General features: G+C 69.7%; 16 protein-coding genes. 12 read left to right on the top strand and 4 right to left on the bottom strand.

What is annotated here, in order from left to right:
• Positions 1-157: 157 nt before the first annotated feature.
• Both OG214_RS25800 and OG214_RS25805 read left to right on the top strand, forming a co-directional pair.
• Positions 158-2,407: an ATP-dependent RecD-like DNA helicase gene (locus OG214_RS25800; RefSeq protein WP_405986091.1), complete on the top strand. Its 2,250-nt coding sequence runs from the start codon at positions 158-160 to the stop codon at positions 2,405-2,407.
• A gap of 133 nt (positions 2,408-2,540) precedes the next feature.
• Entirely contained in the window at positions 2,541-3,839 is a 1,299-nt protein-coding gene (locus OG214_RS25805) for a citrate synthase (protein WP_363083802.1), read from the top strand.
• 457 nt (positions 3,840-4,296) lie between these two features.
• On the opposite strand, the gene OG214_RS25810 is transcribed toward OG214_RS25805, so the two are convergent.
• The gene (locus OG214_RS25810) at positions 4,297-4,608 is read right to left on the bottom strand and encodes a heavy-metal-associated domain-containing protein (RefSeq protein ID WP_382852936.1); all 312 of its coding nucleotides are present in this window, start codon (positions 4,606-4,608) and stop codon (positions 4,297-4,299) included.
• 99 nt (positions 4,609-4,707) lie between these two features.
• Positions 4,708-5,346 carry a TetR/AcrR family transcriptional regulator gene (locus tag OG214_RS25815; protein ID WP_363079826.1) on the bottom strand — a complete coding sequence of 213 codons (639 nt, stop codon included), beginning with the start codon at positions 5,344-5,346 and terminating at the stop codon, positions 4,708-4,710.
• Between the two features lie 143 nt (positions 5,347-5,489).
• Between OG214_RS25815 and OG214_RS25820 the strand changes: the two genes are divergently transcribed.
• Positions 5,490-7,727: an MMPL family transporter gene (locus OG214_RS25820; RefSeq protein WP_405986092.1), complete on the top strand. Its 2,238-nt coding sequence runs from the start codon at positions 5,490-5,492 to the stop codon at positions 7,725-7,727.
• Between the two features lie 153 nt (positions 7,728-7,880).
• On the opposite strand, the gene OG214_RS25825 is transcribed toward OG214_RS25820, so the two are convergent.
• Both OG214_RS25825 and OG214_RS25830 read right to left on the bottom strand, forming a co-directional pair.
• Positions 7,881-8,078: a MerR family transcriptional regulator gene (locus OG214_RS25825; RefSeq protein ID WP_363079824.1), complete on the bottom strand. Its 198-nt coding sequence runs from the start codon at positions 8,076-8,078 to the stop codon at positions 7,881-7,883.
• A 247-nt stretch (positions 8,079-8,325) separates the two neighbouring features.
• The gene (locus tag OG214_RS25830) at positions 8,326-9,237 is read right to left on the bottom strand and encodes a sugar phosphate isomerase/epimerase (RefSeq protein WP_363079823.1); all 912 of its coding nucleotides are present in this window, start codon (positions 9,235-9,237) and stop codon (positions 8,326-8,328) included.
• 154 nt (positions 9,238-9,391) lie between these two features.
• Between OG214_RS25830 and iolC the strand changes: the two genes are divergently transcribed.
• The 9 genes from iolC (at position 9,392) to OG214_RS25875 (ending at position 22,437) form a co-directional block, all read left to right on the top strand.
• The gene (gene iolC / locus OG214_RS25835; protein WP_383036755.1) at positions 9,392-10,474 is read left to right on the top strand and encodes a 5-dehydro-2-deoxygluconokinase; all 1,083 of its coding nucleotides are present in this window, start codon (positions 9,392-9,394) and stop codon (positions 10,472-10,474) included.
• Positions 10,471-11,364, top strand: a complete 894-nt coding sequence (locus tag OG214_RS25840; RefSeq protein WP_363079821.1) for a deoxyribose-phosphate aldolase — start codon at positions 10,471-10,473, stop codon at positions 11,362-11,364. The genes iolC and OG214_RS25840 overlap by 4 nt, the downstream gene beginning before the upstream one ends.
• A gap of 16 nt (positions 11,365-11,380) precedes the next feature.
• Positions 11,381-12,466, top strand: a complete 1,086-nt coding sequence (gene iolB / locus OG214_RS25845; RefSeq protein ID WP_405986093.1) for a 5-deoxy-glucuronate isomerase — start codon at positions 11,381-11,383, stop codon at positions 12,464-12,466.
• A complete protein-coding gene (iolD, locus tag OG214_RS25850; protein WP_363079818.1) occupies positions 12,463-14,349 on the top strand; it encodes a 3D-(3,5/4)-trihydroxycyclohexane-1,2-dione acylhydrolase (decyclizing) in 1,887 nt (628 codons plus the stop codon). Before iolB ends, iolD begins: the two co-directional genes overlap by 4 nt.
• A gap of 11 nt (positions 14,350-14,360) precedes the next feature.
• On the top strand, positions 14,361-15,860 hold the full coding sequence (gene mmsA, locus OG214_RS25855; RefSeq protein WP_363079817.1) for a CoA-acylating methylmalonate-semialdehyde dehydrogenase: 1,500 nt from the start codon (positions 14,361-14,363) through the stop codon (positions 15,858-15,860).
• 365 nt (positions 15,861-16,225) lie between these two features.
• Positions 16,226-18,067 (top strand): asparagine synthase (glutamine-hydrolyzing), encoded by a 1,842-nt coding sequence (gene asnB, locus OG214_RS25860; RefSeq protein WP_405986094.1) that lies wholly within the window; start codon positions 16,226-16,228, stop codon positions 18,065-18,067.
• Positions 18,068-18,226: 159 nt separating this feature from the next.
• Positions 18,227-18,823, top strand: coding sequence for a DUF4291 domain-containing protein (locus OG214_RS25865; protein WP_405986095.1), 597 nt, complete (start codon positions 18,227-18,229; stop codon positions 18,821-18,823).
• A gap of 117 nt (positions 18,824-18,940) precedes the next feature.
• Complete coding sequence (locus OG214_RS25870; protein ID WP_405986096.1) at positions 18,941-21,583, top strand: alpha/beta fold hydrolase; 2,643 nt, start codon at positions 18,941-18,943, stop codon at positions 21,581-21,583.
• On the top strand, positions 21,580-22,437 hold the full coding sequence (locus tag OG214_RS25875) for an ABC transporter permease (RefSeq protein WP_405986097.1): 858 nt from the start codon (positions 21,580-21,582) through the stop codon (positions 22,435-22,437). Before OG214_RS25870 ends, OG214_RS25875 begins: the two co-directional genes overlap by 4 nt.
• The last annotated feature ends 22 nt before the right edge of the window (positions 22,438-22,459 follow it).

Below are 22,459 nucleotides of genomic sequence, written 5' to 3' on the forward strand. Positions count from 1 at the left end.
CGGGCCCCTTGTAGCGCCGGAGTGTGCCGATGGCCGCACGGAGTTGACGAGCGGTGCGGCAGCGGGTCGACGAGCGGACGGCGCCTTCCGCGCGTCAAGGGACCGGAGTTGTCCACAGGCCCGCCGTGCTGTCGGAGCTGGGCGGTAGCGTCGGGGCATGTCCAATCCAGCAGTGCTCGAAGCCGTCCTCGAGCGGATCACCTACGCCAATGAGGAGAACGGCTATACGGTCGCCAGGGTCGACACGGGCCGCGGTGGCGATCTGCTGACCGTGGTCGGTGCGCTGCTCGGCGCGCAGCCGGGCGAGTCACTGCGTATGGAGGGCCGCTGGGCCTCGCACCCGCAGTACGGCAAGCAGTTCACGGTGGACAACTACACGACGATCCTCCCGGCCACCATCCAGGGCATCCGCCGCTATCTGGGCTCCGGTCTGATCAAGGGCATCGGCCCGGTGTTCGCCGACCGGATAGTCGAGCACTTCGGCCTCGACACGCTCGACATCATCGAGGACGAGCCCAAGAGACTCGTCGAGGTGCCCGGCCTCGGCCCCAAGCGGACGAAGCGCATCGCCGCCGCCTGGGAGGAGCAGAAGGCCATCAAGGAGGTCATGGTCTTCCTCCAGGGCGTCGGCGTCTCCACCTCCATCGCCGTGCGGATCTACAAGAAGTACGCGGACGCCTCCATCTCGGTCGTCAGGAACGAGCCGTACCGCCTGGCGGCGGACGTCTGGGGGATCGGCTTCCTCACCGCGGACCGCATCGCCCAGGCCGTCGGCATTCCGCACGACAGCCCCGATCGGGTCAAGGCGGGCCTTCAGTACGCCCTCTCCCAGTCGACCGACCAGGGGCACTGCTTCCTGCCCGAGGAGCAGCTCATCTCGGATGCCGTGAAGCTGCTCGCCGTCGACACCGGCCTGGTCATCGAGTGTCTCGCCGAGCTGGCCGGGGAGGACGAGGGAGTCGTACGGGAGACGGTGCCGGGCCCGGACGGCGGCGAGCCGGTCACGGCGGTCTATCTGGTCCCCTTCCACCGCGCCGAGCTGTCCCTCTCCGCCCAGTTGCTGCGGCTGCTGCGCACGGGGGAGGACCGGATGCCGGCCTTCCGGGACGTGGCCTGGGAGAAGGCTCTGACCTGGCTCGCGGGCCGTACGGGCGCGGAGCTGGCCCCGGAGCAGCAGCAGGCGGTCCGGCTCGCCCTCACCGAGAAGGTCGCCGTTCTGACCGGTGGTCCGGGCTGCGGCAAGTCGTTCACGGTCCGTTCGATCGTCGAGCTGGCGCGGGCCAAGAAGGCGAAGGTGGTGCTGGCGGCGCCCACCGGACGGGCGGCCAAGCGGCTCGCCGAGCTGACCGGCGCCGAGGCGTCCACGGTGCACCGGCTGCTGGAGCTGAAGCCGGGCGGGGACGCCGCGTACGACAGGGACCGCCCGCTGGACGCGGATCTGGTGGTGGTCGACGAGGCCTCGATGCTCGATCTGCTGCTGGCCAACAAGCTGGTCAAGGCGGTGGCGCCGGGCGCGCATCTGCTGCTGGTGGGGGATGTGGACCAGCTTCCCTCGGTCGGGGCGGGCGAGGTGCTGCGCGATCTGCTGGCCGAGGACGGTCCGGTGCCCCGCGTCCGGCTGACGCGGATCTTCCGGCAGGCCCAGCAGTCCGGTGTGGTCACCAACGCGCACCGCATCAACTCGGGAGTCCAGCCCCTCACCCAGGGCCTCACCGACTTCTTTCTCTTCGTCGAGGAGGAGACGGAGGACGCGGGCCGGGTCGCGGTCGATGTGGCCGCCCGGCGGATCCCCGCCAAGTTCGGGCTGGATCCCCGGCGCGATGTGCAGGTCCTCGCGCCGATGCACCGCGGCCCGGCCGGCGCGGGCGCGCTCAACGGACTGCTCCAGCAGGCCATCACCCCCGCCCGGCCCGATCTGCCCGAGAAGCGGCTCGGCGGCCGGGTCTTCCGCGTCGGCGACAAAGTCACCCAGATTCGCAACAATTACGAGAAAGGGGAGAACGGGGTCTTCAACGGCACCGTGGGCGTGGTCACCTCGCTCAGCCTGGACGATCAGCGCCTGACGGTGCTGACGGACGAGGACGAGGAGGTGCCGTACGACTTCGACGAGCTGGACGAGCTGGTACACGCGTACGCCGTGACGATCCACCGCTCCCAGGGCAGCGAGTATCCGGCCGTGGTCATCCCGGTCACCACGAGTGCCTGGATGATGCTCCAGCGCAATCTGCTCTACACGGCGGTCACCCGCGCCAAGAAGCTGGTGGTGCTGGTCGGCTCCCGCAAGGCCATAGGGCAGGCGGTGCGGACGGTTTCGGCGGGCAGACGCTTCACGGCGCTGGACCACCGACTGGAGGGCGGCCCGCGGCCCTCGGGGACTTTCGCAACCGGGGCGAAGGGGGCAGGATGAGGAGGCTGGCGGCACTGAGTGCCGCCAAAAGGCCGAATGGCCGACCCCGAGTGCACTCTCCTGAGCCAAATGGGGGATGGTAGAGACAGTCAGGGCACCTCGAAGAAGAGGCACTACGTCGGTGAGGGATGACGTGAGCGAGAAACGCGACAACGCGGTAGTACTGCGGTACGGCGACGGCGAGTACACCTACCCGGTGATCAACAGCACGGTCGGCGACGAGGGCTTCGACATCGGGAAGCTGAGGTCCCAGACCGGTCTGGTGACTCTGGACAGCGGCTACGGCAACACCGCGGCCTACAAGTCCGCCATTACCTACCTCGACGGCGAACAGGGCATTCTGCGCTACCGCGGCTATCCCATCGAGCAGCTCGCCGAGCGGTCCAGCTTTGTCGAGGTGGCGTATCTGCTGATCAACGGCGAGCTGCCGACGGTCGACGAACTGGCCTCGTTCAAGAACGAGATCACCCAGCACACGCTGCTGCACGAGGACGTCAAGCGCTTCTACGACGGATTCCCGCGCGACGCCCATCCGATGGCGATGCTGTCCTCCGTGGTCAGCGCGCTGTCCACGTTCTACCAGGACAGCCACAACCCGTTCGACGACAAGCAGCGCCATCTCTCCACGATCCGGCTGCTCGCCAAGCTGCCGACCATCGCCGCGTACGCGTACAAGAAGTCGATCGGCCACCCCTTCGTCTACCCGCGCAACGACCTCGGGTACGTCGAGAACTTCCTGCGGATGACCTTCTCGGTCCCGGCGCAGGAGTACGTGCCGGACCCGGTCGTGGTCTCCGCGCTCGACAAGCTGCTGATCCTGCACGCGGACCACGAGCAGAACTGTTCGACGTCCACGGTGCGTCTCGTCGGCTCCTCGCAGGCGAACATGTTCGCCTCGATCTCCGCCGGCATCAGCGCCCTGTGGGGCCCGCTGCACGGTGGCGCCAACCAGTCGGTGCTGGAGATGCTCGAAGGCATCCAGGCCGCCGGCGGCGATGTCGACAGCTTCATCCGCAAGGTGAAGAACAAGGAAGACGGCGTGAAGCTCATGGGCTTCGGGCACCGCGTCTACAAGAACTTCGACCCCCGGGCGAAGATCATCAAGGCGGCGGCGCACGATGTCCTCTCGGCGCTCGGCAAGTCCGACGAGCTGCTCGACATCGCGCTCAAGCTCGAAGAGCACGCCCTCGCCGACGACTACTTCGTCTCGCGCAAGCTCTACCCGAACGTGGACTTCTACACCGGTCTGATCTACCGGGCCATGGGCTTCCCGACCGAGATGTTCACCGTGCTGTTCGCGCTCGGCCGGCTGCCCGGCTGGATCGCCCAGTGGCACGAGATGATCAAGGAGCCGGGCTCCCGTATCGGCCGTCCGCGCCAGATCTACACCGGCGAGGTCCTGCGCGACTTCGTCCCGGTCGAGGGCCGCTGACACGGTCTTCCCGCGCCGTACGGCACCCCCGTAGCGAAAAGCGCCCCGCTGCCGATCCCCCCACGGGTCGGCGAGCGGGGCGCTTTCCATATCCCCGGAGCGGATTCCCCCCACGGGATCCGGGCCGGGCGTCTGCCGTAACCAGCAGCGGCTTACTCGCGCGGTCTGACCGGGGTACGTACGGGAGGGCCGCTCAAAGCTCCCCAGTGCACGTGCCCCGGTCAATTCGCTTGTCCGAGATGTCCCCCAAGACATCTCATGACATCCCTTCGAACGTCCCCCAAGACGTTCTCTGGCATTGTCCTCTTAGACTCGCGAGCCCCCCGGATGGTTACCCCTCAATCTATGTGATCTAGATCTCTTTGTGAAGGAGTTGTGGTTCATGTGAAGGGCCGCCAGCGCAAAGATTTCGTAACCACCCGGGCCCCGGGGCGTTGTGCCTTCAGGGTGCCTGAAGTCAGGCCTGTCCGGCCAGTTCGTACCCCGCCTCGTCGACGGCGGCGCGTACGGCGTCCTCGTCCAGCGGAGTCCGGGATGTGACGGTCACCTGTCCGGTGGCCGCCGCGGCCTGCACGGAGACGACACCTTCGATCCCGGAGATCTCGCTGGAGACGGCGCCCTCGCAGTGGCCGCAGGTCATGCCCGTGACCTGGTAGACGGTCGTGATCCGGCCCGTCTGCCCTTCGGCCGCGTCGCTGTGGCAGGAGCCGGCGGGTGAGCAGCAGGAGCCCGAGGTTTCGGTGGACTCGGCCTTCGTCTCGGTGGTCATGGCGTTCTCCTCGTCGGGGGTGTGGACGGTTGTCCTGCCGATGATACCCCTAGGGGGTATGAAGCTGAACTCCTGGCCGGTGTCGTGTCCGCTGTCCCGTCACAGATCTCCGACGAACGGATGCAGATAGCGGAAGAGGACCGTCTTGATCTCGGCGATGTACGCCTCCCGCTGGTCCGGCTCCGCGGCGAGGATCAGATCCAGCCCGCCCTTGAAGATGGTGAAGGTCGTCTCCGCGACACGGGTGACCTCGGCCTCCGGCGCCTCGGGCAGATAGCCGCCGAGGATCCCCTCGACGCGGGCGAGCATCGTGGAGTGGAGGGCCTCGTGCTCCCGGGCGACATGGCCGGGGATGTCGGAGCCGTGCATCAGGACGGCGAAGGCCGGATTCTCGTAGTTGAACTGGATCAGCGGGTCGAGGACCGCGTCCAGGAGCTGGTCCAGGGGGAGTTCGAGATGGGCGGGGAGGAACGCCTGTCCGTAGGTCGCCCGCCAGCGGGTCAGGAGCTGGTCGCCCAGCTCGACGGCGATGGCCTCCTTGTTGGGGAAGAACTGGTACAGCGTGCCGGGGGAGACCCCGGCCTCCCGGGCGATGGAGTTGGTGCTCGCCGCGGCGTAGCCGGTGGTGCAGAAGACATGGGCCGCCGCTTCCAGGAGCTGGGCGATACGGCGCTCGCCGCGGGCCTGGCGCCGGCGTGGCTTCCCCGTTTCTGTCGCGTCGCTCTTCGGCTCCGGCATGTGATTCCCCGGCTTTCCTGGATCCGTTGACAAACGCGAGCGATGACTCGCAATATTGACGAATGCGAGTGATGGCTCGTGTTTGCCATTCTATGGCGATGGCTGACCCATGCCATGGGTCACGGTGAAGGGGACACCGCACCATGTCCGAAGTCAATACCGGCCCGCGGCCCGGGGGCTGGACCCGGTTCGTCACCGCGCGACCCAGGCTCTCTCTGCTGGTCGCGCTGGTGATCACGGCCCTCGCGGTATTCGCGGGGAGCGGGGTCGCCGACCGGATGGGCAGCGGGGGCTGGGAGGACCCGGACGCCGAGTCGACCTATGCGACCAAGGCGCTGGAGCGGGAGTTCCCCGCCTCCGAGCCCAATCTCCTGCTGCTTGTCGACACCGGGAGCCGGAGTGTGGACGATCCCGCCGTGGCCGCCGAGGCCGGGCGCCTCACCGACCGGCTGGCGGCGGAGAAGGGCATCACCGGGGTCGGTTCCTACTGGCGGACGAAGGCGCCCGCGCTGCGCGCCGAGGACGGGCGGGAAGCACTGATCGCGGCCCGGATCGAGGGTGACGAGAAGACGGCCGCCGCGGTCCTGGACCGGATAGCCCCCGAATTCCGCGGCGCGCGGGGACCGTTGGAGGTCTCGGTCGGCGGACCCGTCGCCGTGCGGCACGAGATGCAGAGCATCATCCAGGAAGATCTGCTGCGGGCCGAGCTGATCGCCCTGCCGGTGACGCTGGTGCTGCTGGTGATGGTGTTCGGCAGCGCGGTCGCCGCCCTGCTGCCGCTGGGGCTCGGCATTGTCGCCATCCTGGGGACGAACGCGGTGCTGCGCGGCATCACCGAGTTCACCGATGTCTCGGTCTTCGCGCAGAATCTCACCACGGCTCTCGGCCTCGGACTGGCCATCGACTACGCGCTGTTCGTCGTGCGCCGATTCCGTGAGGAACTGGCCGAAGGGGCCGAGGTCCGTGATGCCGTGGGCACCACACTGCGCACCGCCGGGCGCACGGTGCTGTTCTCGGCGCTGACCGTGGCGGTGTCGCTGGCCGCGATGCTGGTCTTCCCGCAGTACTTCCTGCGTTCCTTCGCCTATGCCGGGATCGCGGTGGTGGTGCTGGCCGCCGCGGCGGCGCTGATACTGCTGCCCGCCGCGCTGCTGCTGCTGGGCCACCGGGTCAACGCCCTGGATCTGCGGCGGCTGCTGCGCCGGGGCGGGCGTACGTCCGCGCGGAAGGAAGGGGGCGGATGGGCGTGGACAGCCGCGCTGGTGATGCGCCGGGCCCCGGTCTTCGCGGTCGCCACGACGGCCGGGCTCGTGCTGCTCGGACTGCCCTTCCTGGGGGCCAAGTTCGGCACCGCCGACCACCGCCAGCTCCCGTCGGGCGCCGAGTCCCGGGTGGTCCAGGAGCAGATACGGGACGGTTTCCCCGGCAGCCCCAGCGGCGGCCTGGAGATCCTCACCGAGGGCACCGCCACGGCCGCCGAGTTCGCCGACTACCGCAGCCGGATCTCCGCCCTGCCGGAGGTGGCGAGGATCGACGGGCCCGTCACCGCCGGCGAGCACGGATACTTCACGGTCCTGCCGAAGGGCGAGGCGGTGGGTGAGGGATCGCAGCGGCTCGTCCGGGAGATCCGCGCCGAACAGGCTCCGTTCGACACCTCGGTGACCGGTGCCGCCGCCGTGCTGGTCGACTCCAAGGGCGCGATAGCGGACCGGCTGCCCTGGGCGGCGGGCATCATCGTCGTGGTGACCCTGCTCCTGGTCTTCCTGCTCACCGGCAGTGTGCTGATACCGATCCAGGCGGTCGTGCTCAACGCGCTGAGCCTGACGGCGATGTTCGGTGCGGTGGTCTGGGTCTTCCAGGACGGCAATCTGTCCGGACTGCTCGCCTTCACCTCCACCGGAGACATAGAGACGACCCTGCCGGTGCTGATGTTCTGTGTCGCCTTCGGACTCTCCATGGACTACGGAGTCTTTCTGCTCTCCCGGATCAAGGAGGAGTACGACAGCAGCGGGGACCATGACCAGGCGGTGGCCTTCGGACTCCGGCGCACAGGAGGGCTGATCACCGCGGCCGCCGTGATTCTGGCGCTGGTCATGGTGGCCATCGGTACCTCACGGGTCACCAATACGAAGATGCTGGGGCTCGGGATCGCGCTCGCGGTGATCATGGACGCGATGGTGGTGCGCAGTCTGCTGGTGCCCGCCGTGATGAAGCTGACGGGGAAGGCGACCTGGTGGGCGCCGGGACCGCTGCGCCGCTTCCATACCCGGTTCGGCCTGAGCGAGGGCGAGTCGGGACCGGTCGCCGGGGAGCGCCCGGAGCTCTCTGCCAAGGGTGAGGACCGCGACGGGGACCGGGACCGGGACACGGCGGGCGTCTGACAGGCACCGGACACGGCGGGGGAGCCCACGGGGACGCGGCGGGGGGCGGGGCAACGGGAGGGCGGGGGAAAGCGCAGGGGGAGGTCCCGTACCGAATCGGTACGGGACCTCCCGCCCGGCCCCTTCGTCAGCTCACGGCGTGCGCCGGCGCGGTCAGCTTCTGCTGCCTCTGTTCCCGGGGCGGTTGGCCACCCAGGCGCGGACGGTGTCCGCGTACCAGTAGGGCTTGCCGTTCTCCACATGGTCGGGCGGCGGAAGCAGTCCGTGCTTGCGGTAGGAGCGGACCGTGTCCGGTTGAACCCGGATATGCGCCGCGATCTCCTTGTAGGACCAGAGCCTTCTGTCCGTCATCTGTGGCACCTCCCTGCGCCCGCCGCAGGAAGGTCTGTCGACCGTCGGGGGAGCTGCGGCTGAGGCGCTGGCGATCACCCAGCCTGTGCCCAACGAGCGACACAGAGTGATGGATAAAATGGAATTGTCGCTTCCCTGTGACGGAAGACCCGCGTAATGGAGATATGCGTGACGTTAATGGGATCTCTGTGACAGAAATGGCACATGCGACATGTGTGTGTCGCGCGCGGGTCCGGGACGGTGGGGGTCAGGCGCCGCAGCTTCGCAGGAAGCGACGTGTGCGGGTGGCGATCGGGAGCGGCTTGTCGGGCGGACACGGATACATGTCCTGTTCGACGATGGCGAAGAGATCGACGTCCAGCCGCTGTGCCGCCGCCAGGACCGGCTCCAGCGCGGGCACGCCGTGCGGCGGCTCGCACATCACCCCGCGCCCGACGGCCGGTCCGAACGGCACCTCGTTCGCCACGACATCGGCGAGGATCTCCGGATCGACCTGCTTGAGATGGAGATAGCCGATCCGCTCGCCATAGGTCTCGATCAGCTTGACGCTGTCGCCGCCGCAGTAGGCGTAGTGCCCGGTGTCCAGGCAGAGGGAGACCAGTTCGGGATCGGTGGCGTCCAGGAAGCGGCCGACGTTCTCCTCGCTGTCGATGTGGGTGTCGGCGTGCGGATGGACGACGATGCGCAGTCCGTACCGCTCCCGTACCTCCCGGCCCAGGCGCTCGGTCTGGGTGGTCAGATCACGCCACTGCGCGGGGGTGAGGGTGCGGTCCTCCAGCACCTCCCCGGTCTTGTCGTCGCGCCAGAAGGAAGGGATGACGACAAGATGGTCCGCGCCCATCGCCCGGGTGAGCGCGGCGATGTCCGCGACATGCGCCCAGGTCTTCTCCCAGACGGCGGGCCCGTGGTGCAGCCCGGTGAAGACGGTCCCGGCCGAGACCTTCAGTCCGCGGCGGGCGGTCTCCTCGGCCAGTCGGCCGGGATCGGTCGGGAGATAGCCGTAGGGGCCGAGTTCGATCCATTCGTAACCGGCCTCGGCGACCTCGTCGAGGAAGCGCCGCCAGGGCACCTGCTGCGGATCGTCGGGAAACCACACCCCCCAGGAGTCGGGGGCCGACCCGACCCGGATGCGGTTCAACGTGGGCACGGAGGAGGTCATACCGGTCAGCTTTCCCGTCGCGTCGAAAGAGTGTCAAGGCTTCGTCCGAATGTAAGGACAAAACATTGACAGGCCACGAGGAGAGCATTAGACCTGGGGTGGGCCACAGACGCCCGCAGACCCGGTCATGGCCGCCGAACCGAAGGGACCGCGTATGACCGCGCCGTACGACGTGATCACGATGGGCCGGATCGGGGTCGACCTCTATCCGCTGCGGACCGGGGTCCCCCTGGCCCAGGTGGAGACCTTCGGGAAGTTCCTCGGCGGTTCCGCGACGAATGTCGCGGTCGCCTCGGCCCGTCTCGGCCGGCGCGTCGCCGTCATCACCCGCACCGGACAGGACGCCTTCGGGGACTATCTCCACCAGGCGCTCAGGGAGTTCGAGGTCGACGACCGCTGGGTGACGGCGGTCGACCGCTATCCGACCCCGGTCACCTTCTGCGAGGTCTTTCCGCCGGACGACTTCCCCCTCTACTTCTACCGGCTGCCCAAGGCACCCGATCTGGAGATCCACCCGCACGAACTGGATCTGGACGCCATCGGGTCGGCCAGGATCTTCTGGATGACCGGCACCGGACTGTGCGCGGAGCCCAGCCGCACGGCGACGCTCACCGCGCTGGAGTCCCGCGCCGGATCGGGTATCACCGTCTTCGATCTCGACTGGCGGCCGATGTTCTGGCCCACGGACGCCGAGGACCGGTCCGGCGGCGCCGAGCCGGCCGATCCGCGAGAGCTGTACACCCGGGCCCTGCGGTACGCCACGGTCGCCGTCGGCAATCTCGACGAGTGCGAGGTGGCCGTGGGGGAGCGCGACCCGGAGGCCGCCGCGCGGGCGCTGCTCGCGGCCGGGGTCGAACTGGCCGTCGTCAAACAGGGCCCCAAGGGCGTGCTCGCCGTCCATCGCGACGGTACCCGTGCCGAGGTGCCGCCCGTCGCGGTGGAGGTCGTCAACGGCCTCGGCGCCGGGGACGCGTTCGGCGGCGCCCTCTGCCATGGACTGCTCGCCGGCTGGGAGTTGGAGCGCGTCATGCGGTACGCCAACGCGGCGGGCGCCATCGTCGCGAGCCGCCTCGCCTGTTCCTCCGCGATGCCGTACGAACACGAGGTCGCCCAGGTGCTCGCGGGCGGCCCGGTCCCGGCGCAGGACCCGGTTCCCGGTCCGCAGCCGGGCGCCGCGGCGGATGCCACGCCGTGCGCCGTCCCTTCCACCACTCCAGCCCCGGGGGGCCCGTCATGACCGGCGTCGATGTGTCGGAGCTGGTCCGGCTGCGTACGCACCATCCCGAAGCGGTCGCCGAGGCCGCGGCCCGCCGGGTCCGCCGCCCGCTGCTGCGCACCGGCGGCGACGCCACCGGCCGGCTGATGATCATCGCCGCGGACCACCCGGCCCGTGGCGCCCTCGCCATCGGGGACCGCCGTCTCGCCATGGCCGGCCGGCTCGATCTGCTGGAGCGGCTCTGTCTGGCCCTGTCACGCCCCGGTGTCGACGGGGTGCTCGCCAGCGCCGACATCCTGGACGACCTGCTGCTCCTCGGCGCGCTGGAGGACCGGGTGGTCGTCGGTTCGATGAACCGCGGCGGTCTCGCCGGCGCCGCCTTCGAGCTCGACGACCGCTTCACCGGACACCGCCCCGAGGACCTCGCCAGACTCGGCTTCGACGCGGGCAAACTGCTCCTGCGTATCGACTACGAGGACCCGGGCTCCCTGGACACCCTGTACTCCGCCGCCCGCGCCATAGACGCCATGGCCGAGCGCCGGCTGCCGGTCTTCGTCGAGCCGTTCATCTGCCGCCGCGTCGAGGGACGGCTCCGCACCGATCTGGGCGCGGAGGCCGTGACACGCTCGATCGCCATCGCATCGGGGCTGGCAGGTACCTCCGCGTACACCTGGTTGAAGGTTCCCGTTACCCAGGACCCCGACGATATGGCCCGGGTGATGGAGACCTCGACACTCCCCGCCGTCCTGCTGGGCGGTGACATCGGGGGCGACCAGGAGGGCGCGTACGAGAAATGGCGCAAGGCGCTGCGGCTGCCCACCGTCCAGGGCCTTGTCGTGGGCCGCTCACTGCTCTATCCGGTCGACGGTGATGTAGCGGGGGCCGTCGACACCGCGGTGGGTCTGCTCTAGGGGGTACGGAGACACCATGACGACCGACCACCAAGAGCCGCGTGACCCGGACGACCGGAGGGAACGGCACCACGAGCGGAATCGGAACGGACGACGGGGGGAAGGGAACGCACCGGGGGCACAGGACGGAGGCGGACAGCGGGGGCGGTACGAGCCGGCGGAGCCGGAGCGCCATGTCCCCGCGGGCAGCACCGCCGCGGGACCGTATGCCCTCGACATCGGCCCCGAGCGGGCCGGCTGGTCCCACAGCGCTCTCCGCGTCCTGGAACTCCCGCCCGGTGGCACCCACTCCCTGGCCACCGGGGACAGTGAGTGGATCGTGCTTCCGCTCACCGGCGGTTGTACGGTGCACACGCAGGGCGAGTTCTTTGAACTGCTGGGCAGGGAAAGCGTGTTCAGCGGAGTCACGGACTTCGCGTACGTTCCGCGCGACGCCCACGCACAGATCGCCTCCGGTGCGGGAGGCCGCTTCGCCCTGGCAGGAGCGAGGTGCGAGCGACGACTCCCCGCTCGCTACGGTCCCGCGCCGGAGGTTCCGGTCGAGCTGCGCGGCGCGGGCACCTGCTCGCGCCAGGTCAACAACTTCGCCGCCGCCGGCGTCTTCGAATGCGACCGTCTGATCGCGGTCGAGGTGCTCACCCCCGGCGGCAACTGGTCGTCGTACCCGCCGCACAAACACGACGAGCATCTCCCGGGCGTCGAGTCGGAGCTGGAGGAGATCTACTATTTCGAGATCGACGGCGGCGGCCTCGGCTACCACCGGGTCTCGCCCTCGCGCCCCGGCGGTACGGATGTGCTCGCCGAGGTCCGCACGGGCGACACCGTCCTCATCCCGGACGGCTGGCACGGGCCGTCCATCGCCGCGCCGGGACGCGACATGTACTACCTCAATGTGATGGCGGGACCGGGTGAGTCCAGGGAGTGGCTGATCAGCGACCACCCCGACCACGGCTGGATCAGGGACACCTGGCCGGAGCAGGCCGTCGACGCCCGACTGCCGCTGTACGGAGCCGGACCGCCACGTCATGGCGCCGAACCGGCCGGACCGCCGCGTCATGGAGCTGAAACGCCACTTCACGGAGCCGAGGAGGGCCCCCGATGAGCACACGCCGTCTCACCGTCGCCCAGGCGCTGATCACCTTTCTGTCCCAGCAGCACACCGAACGGGACGGCCACAGAAAAAGGCTGGTCAACGCCGTCTGGGGCATCTTCGGGCATGGCAATGTGGCGGGTATCGGCCAGGCGCTTGTCGAGTCCACGGACCACATGAGGTACTTGCAGGGACGGAACGAACAGGCCATGGTCCACGCCGCCGTGGGCTACGCCCGTCAGAGCAACCGCCTCTCCGCCCACGCCGTGACCACCTCCATCGGCCCCGGCGCCACCAATCTCGTCACCGGCGCGGCACTCGCCACCATCAACCGCCTCCCCGTGCTGCTGCTCCCCGGTGACACCTTCGCCACCCGTCCCGCCGACCCCGTACTCCAGCAGCTCGAAGTCCCCTCCGCGGGGGATGTCTCCGTCAATGACGCCCTGCGCCCCGTCTCGGCGTACTTCGACCGCGTCTCCCGCCCCGAGGCGCTGATCCCGGCCGCGCTCGCCGCGATGCGTGTGCTCAGCGATCCCGCGCAGACCGGGGCCGTCACCCTCGCGCTGCCGCAGGATGTGCAGGCGGAGGCGTTCGACTGGCCCGAGGAGTTCTTCGCCGAGCGCGTCTGGCGGGTCCGCCGTCAGGCCCCCGACCCGGACGAACTCGCCGACGCGGTCCGGCTGGTACGGGCCGCCGCCCGCCCCCTGCTGGTCGCGGGCGGCGGAGTCCACCACAGCGCGGCGGAGGAGGCGCTCGCCGCGTTCGCCGACGCCACCGGCATTCCGGTCGCCTCCACCCAGGCGGGCAAGGGCTCGCTGCCCCATGACCACCCCTGCGATGTCGGCGGGATCGGCCACACCGGCACCGCCACCGCCGATGAACTGGCCAGGACGGCGGATCTGGTCATCGGCGTGGGCACCCGCTGGTCGGACTTCTCCACCGCGTCCTCCACGCTCTTCTCGAACCCGGCCGTCCGCTTCCTCAATGTGAATGTCACCGGCTTCGACGCCCATAAGCTCGCGGCCCACCCGCTGGTGGCGGACGCCCGTACCGCCCTGCGCGGACTGACCGCCGCACTCACCGCCGAGGCCGGCGGCCACCGTGTCGCGCCCTCGTACGCGGCCGAGTACGGCGAGGACAAGGAGCGCTGGGAACACCGCGTCGACGCCGCGTTCGCCGCCGACGAGGAACTGGCCCGTCCCACCCAGGCCCAGGTCCTGGGGGTGCTCGATGAACTCGTCACCGGCGAGGACATCCTCATCAACGCGGCCGGCTCGCTCCCCGGCGATCTCCACAAGCTCTGGCGGGCCCGCTCCCGCGACCAGTACCACGTCGAGTACGGCTACTCCTGTATGGGCTACGAGATCCCGGCGGCCCTCGGTGTGCTGCTCGCGGACCCCGGCAGGCCGGTCTGGGCCCTGGTCGGGGACGGTACGTATCTGATGAACCCCACCGAGATCGTCACCGGTGTCCAGGAGAGGCTGCCCCTCAAGGTGGTGATCCTCCAGAACCACGGGTATGCCTCCATCGGAGGTCTCTCCGCGTCGGTCGGCGGGGAGGGGTTCGGTACGGCCTACCGCTTCCGGGCACCCGACGGTACGTACACCGGGGCCCCGCTGCCCGTCGATCTCGCGGCCAACGCGGCCTCGCTCGGGATGCGGGTGATCCGCGCCAAGACCATCCGTGACCTGCGCGAAGCCCTGGCCGAGACACGCGCGGCCGACGTCCCCACATGTGTCTACGTGGAGACCGAAACGGCAGACACTATGTCCGGCGTGCCCCCGGCCCAGGCGTGGTGGGATGTTCCCGTGGCCGAGACAGCGACCCGTACGTCCGCGGTCAAGGCCCGCGAGGAGTACGACCGGCACGTTGCCGCCCGGCGCCGTCATCTGTGAAGGAGCACGCAATGAAGACCGTCAACCACTGGATCGGTGGCAAGACCGTCGAGGGCGCGTCGGGCAACTGGGGCCCGGTGACCGACCCGGCGACCGGCGCCGTCACCACTCAGGTCGCACTGGCCTCCGCCGAGGAGGTGGACAGCGCCGTCGCCGCGGCGAAGGCCGCGTACGCCACCTGGGGCACCTCCTCCCTGGCCCAGCGCACCGGCATCCTCTTCCGCTACCGCGCGCTGCTCGACGCGCACCGTGACGACATCGCCGCGCTGATCACCGCCGAGCACGGCAAGGTGCACTCGGACGCGCTCGGCGAGGTCGCACGCGGTCTGGAGATCGTCGAGCTGGCCTGCGGGATCACCACCCAGCTCAAGGGAGAGCTGTCCACCCAGGTCTCCAACCGGGTCGATGTCGCGTCGATCCGCCAGCCGGTGGGTGTGGTCGCGGGCATCACGCCCTTCAACTTTCCCGCGATGGTGCCGATGTGGATGTTCCCGCTGGCGATCGCCTGCGGGAACACCTTCGTACTGAAGCCCAGCGAGAAGGACCCGTCGGCCGCGCTTCTGCTGGCGGAGCTGGCCGCCGAGGCGGGGCTGCCCGACGGGGTGCTGAATGTCGTGCACGGCGACAAGATCGCGGTGGACTCCCTGCTCGCGCACCCGGACGTGGCGGCGGTCTCCTTCGTCGGCTCCACGCCGATCGCCCGCTACATCCACACGACGGCCTCCGCCAACGGCAAGCGGGTGCAGGCGCTCGGCGGCGCCAAGAACCATATGCTCGTCCTGCCGGACGCCGATCTGGACGCCGCCGCGGACGCGGCCGTCTCCGCGGCGTACGGCTCGGCCGGTGAGCGCTGTATGGCGATCTCGGCGGTCGTCGCGGTGGGTGCGATCGGTGATGAACTGGTCGCCAAGATCCGTGAGCGCGCCGAGAAGATCAAGATCGGCCCCGGCGACGACCCGGCGTCCGAGATGGGCCCGCTCATCACCAAGGCGCACCGCGACAAGGTCGCCTCCTATGTCACGGGGGCGGCGGCCCAGGGCGCCGATGTCGTCCTGGACGGCACGGGATACACCGTCGACGGCTTCGAGGACGGCCACTGGATCGGTCTGTCCCTGCTCGACCGGGTCTCCACCGACTCCGACGCCTACCGCGACGAGATCTTCGGCCCGGTGCTGTGCGTGCTGCGCACGGAGACGTACGAGGAGGGCGTCAAGCTGATCAACGCCTCGCCGTACGGCAACGGAACGGCGATCTTCACCCGTGACGGGGGCGCGGCCCGGCGCTTCCAGCTGGAGATCGAGGCGGGCATGGTCGGGGTGAATGTGCCGATCCCGGTGCCTGTCGGCTACCACTCCTTCGGTGGCTGGAAGGACTCGCTCTTCGGCGACCACCACATCTACGGCAACGACGGCGTGCACTTCTACACGCGCGGCAAGGTGGTCACCACCCGCTGGCCCGACCCGTCCGAGGCGCCGACCGGTGTGGACCTGGGATTCCCGCGCAACCACTGAGCCGATACCGGGCCCGCCACGCGGAGACCCGGGGCGCCCGAGCCGTGGCCCGTACGGACAGCGACGTCCGTACGGGCCGCAGTGCGTGAGGGGGCCGTTCGGGGCAATTGACAAAGATTTTGCCTGAGGTCCGATCGCGCCTCCGTGCCTCTGCCGGGCGTCTCCTGGCCACCTCAGAGGCCTTGTCATGCCCCGAGGACGCCACCCACGACCCCGCTCCTCCTCCCGCCGGGCCTTGCCGAAATCGCCGTGTCCCGTGACCGGCGGTGCGACGGCCGCGTTGACCGGGCGCGTTCGCATGACGGACGCGCGATAATTAGATGCTGGATACAACTGATCTGGCGACCGGAAGCAGGAGGACGCACATGTGTGGCATCACCGGTTGGGTCTCCTTCGACCGCGTACTGCTCGACGCGTCCGGAACACTGGACGCGATGACGGAGACGATGTCCTGCCGGGGCCCCGACGCCGGCGGTACCTGGATCAGCGGCCCCGCCGCCCTGGGACACCGGCGACTGGCGATCATCGACCTGCCCGGAGGGCGGCAGCCGATGACCCTGGAGACACCGCGGGGCACGCTGGCGCTCGTCTACTCGGGCGAGACCTACAACTTCACCGAACTGCGCGGGGAGCTGGCCGGACGCGGTCATCGGTTCACCACCGACTCCGACACCGAGGTCGTTCTGCACGCCTATCTGGAGTGGGGCGAGGCGATGGCCGAACGCCTCAACGGGATGTACGCCTTCGCCATCTGGGACGGCCGGTACCAGAAGCTGGTGATGATCCGCGACCGGATGGGCATCAAGCCCTTCTCCTACTATCCGATCCCCGGAGGCGTGCTGTTCGGGTCCGAGCCCAAGGCGATCCTCGCCAACCCGCTCGCCCGCGCCCGGGTCGACCTCGACGGGCTGCGTGAGCTGTTCGGCTTTGTGAAAACGCCCGGCCACGCGATCTGGGACGGTATGCGCGAAGTCGAGCCCGGCACCGTCGTGACCGTGGACAGCAACGGACTGCGGCGCCATGTCTACTGGTCCCTGGAGACCCGGCCGCACACCGACGACCGCAACGCCACGGTGGGACGGGTCCGTACGCTCCTCGACGACATCGTGCGCCGCCAGCTCGTCTCCGACGTACCGCGCTGCACCCTGCTGTCCGGTGGCCTGGACTCGTCCGCGATGACGGCGCTGGCCGCCCGGCAGCTCGCCGAGACCGGTGAGAAGGTCCGCAGCTTCGCCGTCGATTTCGTCGGCAGGACCGAGCACTTCGTCGCGGATGAACTCCGTCCCACCCCCGACGCGCCCTTCGTCCACGATGTCGCGCGTGCCTCGGGCACGGATCACCAGGACATCGTGCTCGACTCCAACGACCTGGCCGACCCCGAGGTGCGCGCCAGAGTGATCAGGGCCCGTGACATCCCCATGGGACTCGGTGACATGGACACCTCGCTCTATCTGCTCTTCAGGGCGATCCGGGAGCGCTCGACGGTCGCACTCTCCGGCGAATCCGCCGACGAGGTCTTCGGCGGCTATCTCCAGTTCTTCGACGAGGAGGCCAGGCGGGCCGATATGTTCCCCTGGCTGGTGCGCTTCGAGGACTACATCGGGGACGACGCCGATGTGCTGCGGCCCGAGGTGAACAAGGCCCTGGACATGCCGGGATTCCTCCGCGACAGCTACGCCACGGCCGTCGCCGGTGTCGAACGCCTCGACGGCGAGAGCGACTTCGAGTACCGGATGCGGAAGATCTGCGCGCTCCATCTGACGCGCTTCGTCCGGCTGCTGCTCGACCGCAAGGACCGTACGAGCATGGCGGTCGGACTGGAGGTCAGGGTGCCGTACTGCGACCACCGGCTGGTCGAGTACGTGTACAACGCCCCCTGGTCGATGAAGTCCTTCGACGGCCGGGAGAAGAGCCTGCTGCGGGAGGCGACCGCCGATCTGCTGCCCAAGCCGGTCTACGACCGGGTGAAGAGCCCCTACCCCAGCACGCAGGACCCCAAGTACGCGATCGCCCTGCAGCAGCAGGCCAAGGACCTGCTCGCCGACCCGTCCCACCCGGTCTTCGAGGTGCTCGACCCCGACCTGGTCCGCCAGGCGGCGGAGCGGGAGACCCCGCAGATCACCATGGCCTCGCGCCGAGGTCTGGAACGCACGCTGGACATGGCGCTCTGGCTGGACATCTACCGCCCGGAGATCATCCTCACCTGACCGCGCCTGACCGCGCCCGACCGCGCTCGGCCTCACCGGACCGCGCCCGGTCCGGCACCGCCCCGGTACCGCCCCCGCCGGTCGGCCGGCCTCGGCGCCGCCCGTGTCCCGCGCCGTAAATCGGTGGCCGGGCCCCGAGCGGCGCAGCACGCTGATCCCATGTCAGAACCGAAGCACCGGATCCGCGCGCTGCACACGGCGACCACGATCACCGTCTACCAGGCGTACCGGCCGGCCATCGGCCTGCCCGCAGCCCGCGACGGCCGGTTCCCCGCCGCCTGGAAGCGGGACCGTATGACCTGGATCAAGCCCTCGTTCCTGTGGATGATGTACCGCTGCGGCTGGGGCACCAAGGAGGGCCAGGAGACCGTGCTGGCCGTGGAGATCTCCCGGGACGGCTTCGAGTGGGCGCTGCGGAACGCCTGTCTGTCGCACTACGACCGCGCCGTGCACCCCGACCGGGCGGCCTGGAAGCGGGAGCTGAAGGCGGCTCCCACTCGGGTGCAGTGGGATCCGGAGCGTGATCTGCGTCTCGGACCGCTGCCGTACCGTTCGCTTCAGCTCGGTCTGTCCGGCGAGGCCGCGCGGCGGTACGCGGACGAGTGGACCGTCTCCGTCACCGATGTGACCCCGCTCGCGCACCGGATCCATGCCCTGGTGCGCGAGGACGACCTGGTCACGGCCGGAAAACTCCTGCCCGCCGAGACCGGCTACCCGGCCGGGGCGGAACTCCTCGCTCATCTGACGGGCGCCTGAAGCGACCCGCGTACCGCGTCTGGTGTACGCGGGCGCCACTCCGTACTACCCGAGGAGGCCTCCGAGTTCCGACCGGTGTCAGCGCCGTCGGTGCCGGGGCCCGTTTAGGGTTCAAGCATGGAGACCCGAACCCCCCGCCGGTCCCGGTCACGCCCGCGCTGGCTCGTGGGCGTGGCCGCCTTCGCCGTGCTCGTCGGAGCCGGTACCTGGACCGCCGTCGCCTCGGACGGTCCGCCCGCCGTCCACCAGCAGGACCAGGTGCTGAACATGCCGGGCGCCCGGATCGACACCTCGTACTTCACCGCCGACGGCGGAACCGACGGCGGACGCAGACCCGCCGTGCTGATCGGGCACGGCTTCGGCGGCAGCAAGGACGACGTACGGGCCCAGGCCCAGAAGCTCGCGCGCGACGGATACGCGGTGCTGACCTGGTCGGCGCGCGGTTTCGGGAAGTCCACCGGGGAGATCGGGCTCAACGACCCCGACCATGAGGTCAAGGACGTCTCCCGGCTGATCGACTGGCTGGCGAAGCGGCCCGAGGTCCGGCTCGACCGCGCCGGCGACCCCCGGGTGGGGGTGACCGGTGCCTCCTACGGCGGCGCCGTCTCCCTGCTCGCCGCCGGATACGACCAGCGCGTCGACGCCATCGCCCCGCTGATCACCTACTGGAACCTCGCCGACGCGCTCTTCCCCGACGGTGTCTTCAAGAAGCTCTGGGCCGGGATCTTCTTCTCCACCGGGGGCGGCTGCACCACCTTCGAGGAGCGGCTCTGCGCCATGTACCAGCGGGTCGCCGTCTCCGGCACACCCGACACCGCCGCCCGTGAGCTGCTGGAGGAGCGCAGCCCGTCCGCCGTCGGTGACCGTATCGATGTGCCCGCGCTGATCGTGCAGGGCCAGACCGACTCCCTCTTCCCGCTCGGCCAGGCCGATGCCATGGCCAAGGCGATCAGCGCCAACGGCGCCCCCGTCGACGTGGACTGGATGGCGGGCGGACACGACGGCGGCGACCAGGAGAGCGACCGGCTCCAGGGCCGGATCTCCTCCTGGTTCGACCGCTATCTCAAGGACGAGAAGGGCACGGACACCGGACCCGCGTTCCGGGTCAGCCGCACCGGAGGCATCGACTCCACCGATGGCGAGACCCTGCTCCGGGGCGCGAGCAGCGACCGCTATCCGGGACTGGAGAGCGGCTCCACCACCGTGCCGCTCGGCGGCGGCACCCAGGTCTTCGCCAACCCGGCGGGCGCCAGTCCGCCCGCGGTCTCGGCCGTGCCGGGACTGACCGGCGGAGTCTCCCAGCTCTCCTCGCTCGGTGTCGGACTCGCCCGTGACTTCCCCGGACAGTTCGCGGCCTTCGACTCCCGGCCGCTGGACCACTCGCTGCGGATCACCGGCTCTCCGACGGTCCGGGCCACGGTCGCCTCCACCAGCGGCGACGCGGTGCTCTTCGCCAAGGTGTACGACGTGGGTCCCGACGGCCGGTCGCAGGTGCTCCCCTCGCAGCTTGTCGCGCCCGTACGGGTGGAGGACGCGCGCCAGGGCAGGACCGTCGAGCTGACGCTGCCCGCCATCGACCATCAGGTCGTGCCCGGCCACCGGCTCCGGGTCGTCCTCGCCGCCACGGACCTCGCCTATGCCTCGCCGGCCGCCCCGGCCACCTACCGGGTCTCCTTGGACGGTCCGCTGACCGTGCCCACCGTGCCCGCCCTCACCACCGGCTCCAGCGGGCTGCCCTGGTGGGTCTGGGGACTGCCGGCCGCGGGCGCCCTGATCGCGGGCGCCCTGCTGCTCACCGCACGCCGCCGCACCAACGCCCCGGCACCCGATCCCGCGCTCGCCGAGGTGCCCTTGCAGATCACCGATCTGAGCAAGCGGTACGCCAAGTCCGCCGACCGGTACGCGGTACGGGATCTCTCCTTCCGGGTCGAGAAGGGACAGGTGCTCGGTCTGCTCGGCCCGAACGGCGCGGGCAAGACCACCACCCTGCGCATGCTGATGGGGCTGATCAGCCCCGACGCCGGTGAGATCCGGGTCTTCGGGCATGCCGTACGGCCGGGTGCTCCCGTGCTCTCCCGTGTCGGCTCGTTCGTCGAGGGCGCGGGCTTCCTGCCGCATCTTTCGGGACGCGACAATCTGGAGCTGTACTGGCAGGCCACCGGCCGCCCCGCCGAGGACTCCCATATCGAGGAGGCCCTGGAGATCGCCGGGCTCGGGGACGCGCTGGCACGGGCCGTACGCACCTACTCCCAGGGCATGCGCCAGCGGCTCGCCATCGCGCAGGCCATGCTCGGTATGCCGGATCTGCTGATCCTCGACGAACCGACCAACGGTCTCGATCCGCCGCAGATCCGCGAGATGCGGGATGTGATGATCAGATACGCGGCCGGTGGCAGAACGGTCATCGTCTCCAGCCATCTCCTCTCCGAGGTCGAACAGTCCTGTACTCATCTCGTGGTCATGCACCGCGGGCAGCTCATCCAGGCAGGCCCGGTCGCGGAGATCACCGGATCCGGCGACACCCTGCTCATCACCACCGCCGAGCAGGTGTCCGAGCCCGTCGTGGAGAAGGTCGCCTCGCTGGCGGGGATCGGCTCCGCCGTACGCACGGACGACGGACTGCTCGTACAGCTCGACGGCGCGAGCACCAGTTCCCTGATCACCGAGCTGGTGCGGCTGGACGTACCTCTCACCGGCGTCGGGCCGCACCGCCGCCTGGAGGACGCCTTCCTCACCCTGATCTCAGGAGGCTCCGCATGACCGCGCTGATCGAATCGGCCCCCGGCTACCGGACACGGCGCACCCTGCCGCTACGGGTCGAGGCGCTGCGTCAGCTCAAGCGCAGGCGGACGCTGGCGATGGGCGGGGTGCTGGTCGCTCTGCCTTTCGTCCTCGTCGCGGCCTTCGCGATCGGGGGCACTCCGGGCAACGGTGAGAACAACCGGGTGACCCTGATCGAGACCGCGACCGCCTCCGGTGCCAACTTCGCCGCCACCTGTCTCTTTGTCTCCGCGGGCTTTCTGCTGGTGGTGCCCGTCGCGCTGTTCTGCGGGGACACCGTGGCCTCCGAGGCGAGCTGGTCCTCGCTGCGCTATCTCCTTGCCGCACCTGTGCCCCGGGCCCGGCTGCTCTGGAGCAAACTGGTGGTGGCGCTCGGTATGAGCGCGGCGGCGATGGTGCTGCTGCCGCTGGTCGGGCTGGCGGTGGGCACGGCGGCATACGGCTGGCGGCCACTCGAACTGCCCACGGGCGGCTCCCTGGCCTCCGCCGACGCCCTGCCGCGGCTGGCTCTGGTCGTCGCGTTCATCTTTGTCTCCCAACTGGTCACCGCCGGGCTCGCTTTCTGGCTGTCGACGAAGACCGATGCCCCGCTGGGGGCGGTCGGCGGCGCGGTCGGTCTGACGATCGTCGGCAATGTGCTGGACGCCGTGACGGCGCTGGGATCCTGGCGGGACTTCCTGCCCGCGCACTGGCAGTTCGCCTGGGCGGACGCGCTTCAGCCGCAGCTCGAATGGGGCGGAATGCTGAAAGGATCGGCGATCTCCGTGACCTATGCGCTGATTCTCTTCGCCCTGGCCTTCCGCGGCTTCTCCCGTAAGGACATCGTTTCCTGAGGACCGGCCTGTAATCCCTGGA

It is taken from the genome of Streptomyces sp. NBC_00872, assembly GCF_045161915.1.
Classification (GTDB): domain Bacteria; phylum Actinomycetota; class Actinomycetes; order Streptomycetales; family Streptomycetaceae; genus Streptomyces.

Coding starts and splice junctions, on each gene's coding strand:
- OG214_RS25800 (WP_405986091.1), top strand. CDS start 158: ATGTCCAATCCAGCAGTGCTCGAAGCCGTCCTCGAGCGGATCACCTAC.
- OG214_RS25810 (WP_382852936.1), bottom strand. CDS start 4,608: ATGACCACCGAGACGAAGGCCGAGTCCACCGAAACCTCGGGCTCCTGC.
- OG214_RS25815 (WP_363079826.1), bottom strand. CDS start 5,346: ATGCCGGAGCCGAAGAGCGACGCGACAGAAACGGGGAAGCCACGCCGG.
- OG214_RS25820 (WP_405986092.1), top strand. CDS start 5,490: ATGTCCGAAGTCAATACCGGCCCGCGGCCCGGGGGCTGGACCCGGTTC.
- OG214_RS25825 (WP_363079824.1), bottom strand. CDS start 8,078: ATGACGGACAGAAGGCTCTGGTCCTACAAGGAGATCGCGGCGCATATC.
- OG214_RS25830 (WP_363079823.1), bottom strand. CDS start 9,237: ATGACCTCCTCCGTGCCCACGTTGAACCGCATCCGGGTCGGGTCGGCC.
- iolC (WP_383036755.1), top strand. CDS start 9,392: ATGACCGCGCCGTACGACGTGATCACGATGGGCCGGATCGGGGTCGAC.
- OG214_RS25840 (WP_363079821.1), top strand. CDS start 10,471: ATGACCGGCGTCGATGTGTCGGAGCTGGTCCGGCTGCGTACGCACCAT.
- iolB (WP_405986093.1), top strand. CDS start 11,381: ATGACGACCGACCACCAAGAGCCGCGTGACCCGGACGACCGGAGGGAA.
- iolD (WP_363079818.1), top strand. CDS start 12,463: ATGAGCACACGCCGTCTCACCGTCGCCCAGGCGCTGATCACCTTTCTG.
- mmsA (WP_363079817.1), top strand. CDS start 14,361: ATGAAGACCGTCAACCACTGGATCGGTGGCAAGACCGTCGAGGGCGCG.
- asnB (WP_405986094.1), top strand. CDS start 16,226: ATGTGTGGCATCACCGGTTGGGTCTCCTTCGACCGCGTACTGCTCGAC.
- OG214_RS25865 (WP_405986095.1), top strand. CDS start 18,227: ATGTCAGAACCGAAGCACCGGATCCGCGCGCTGCACACGGCGACCACG.
- OG214_RS25870 (WP_405986096.1), top strand. CDS start 18,941: ATGGAGACCCGAACCCCCCGCCGGTCCCGGTCACGCCCGCGCTGGCTC.
- OG214_RS25875 (WP_405986097.1), top strand. CDS start 21,580: ATGACCGCGCTGATCGAATCGGCCCCCGGCTACCGGACACGGCGCACC.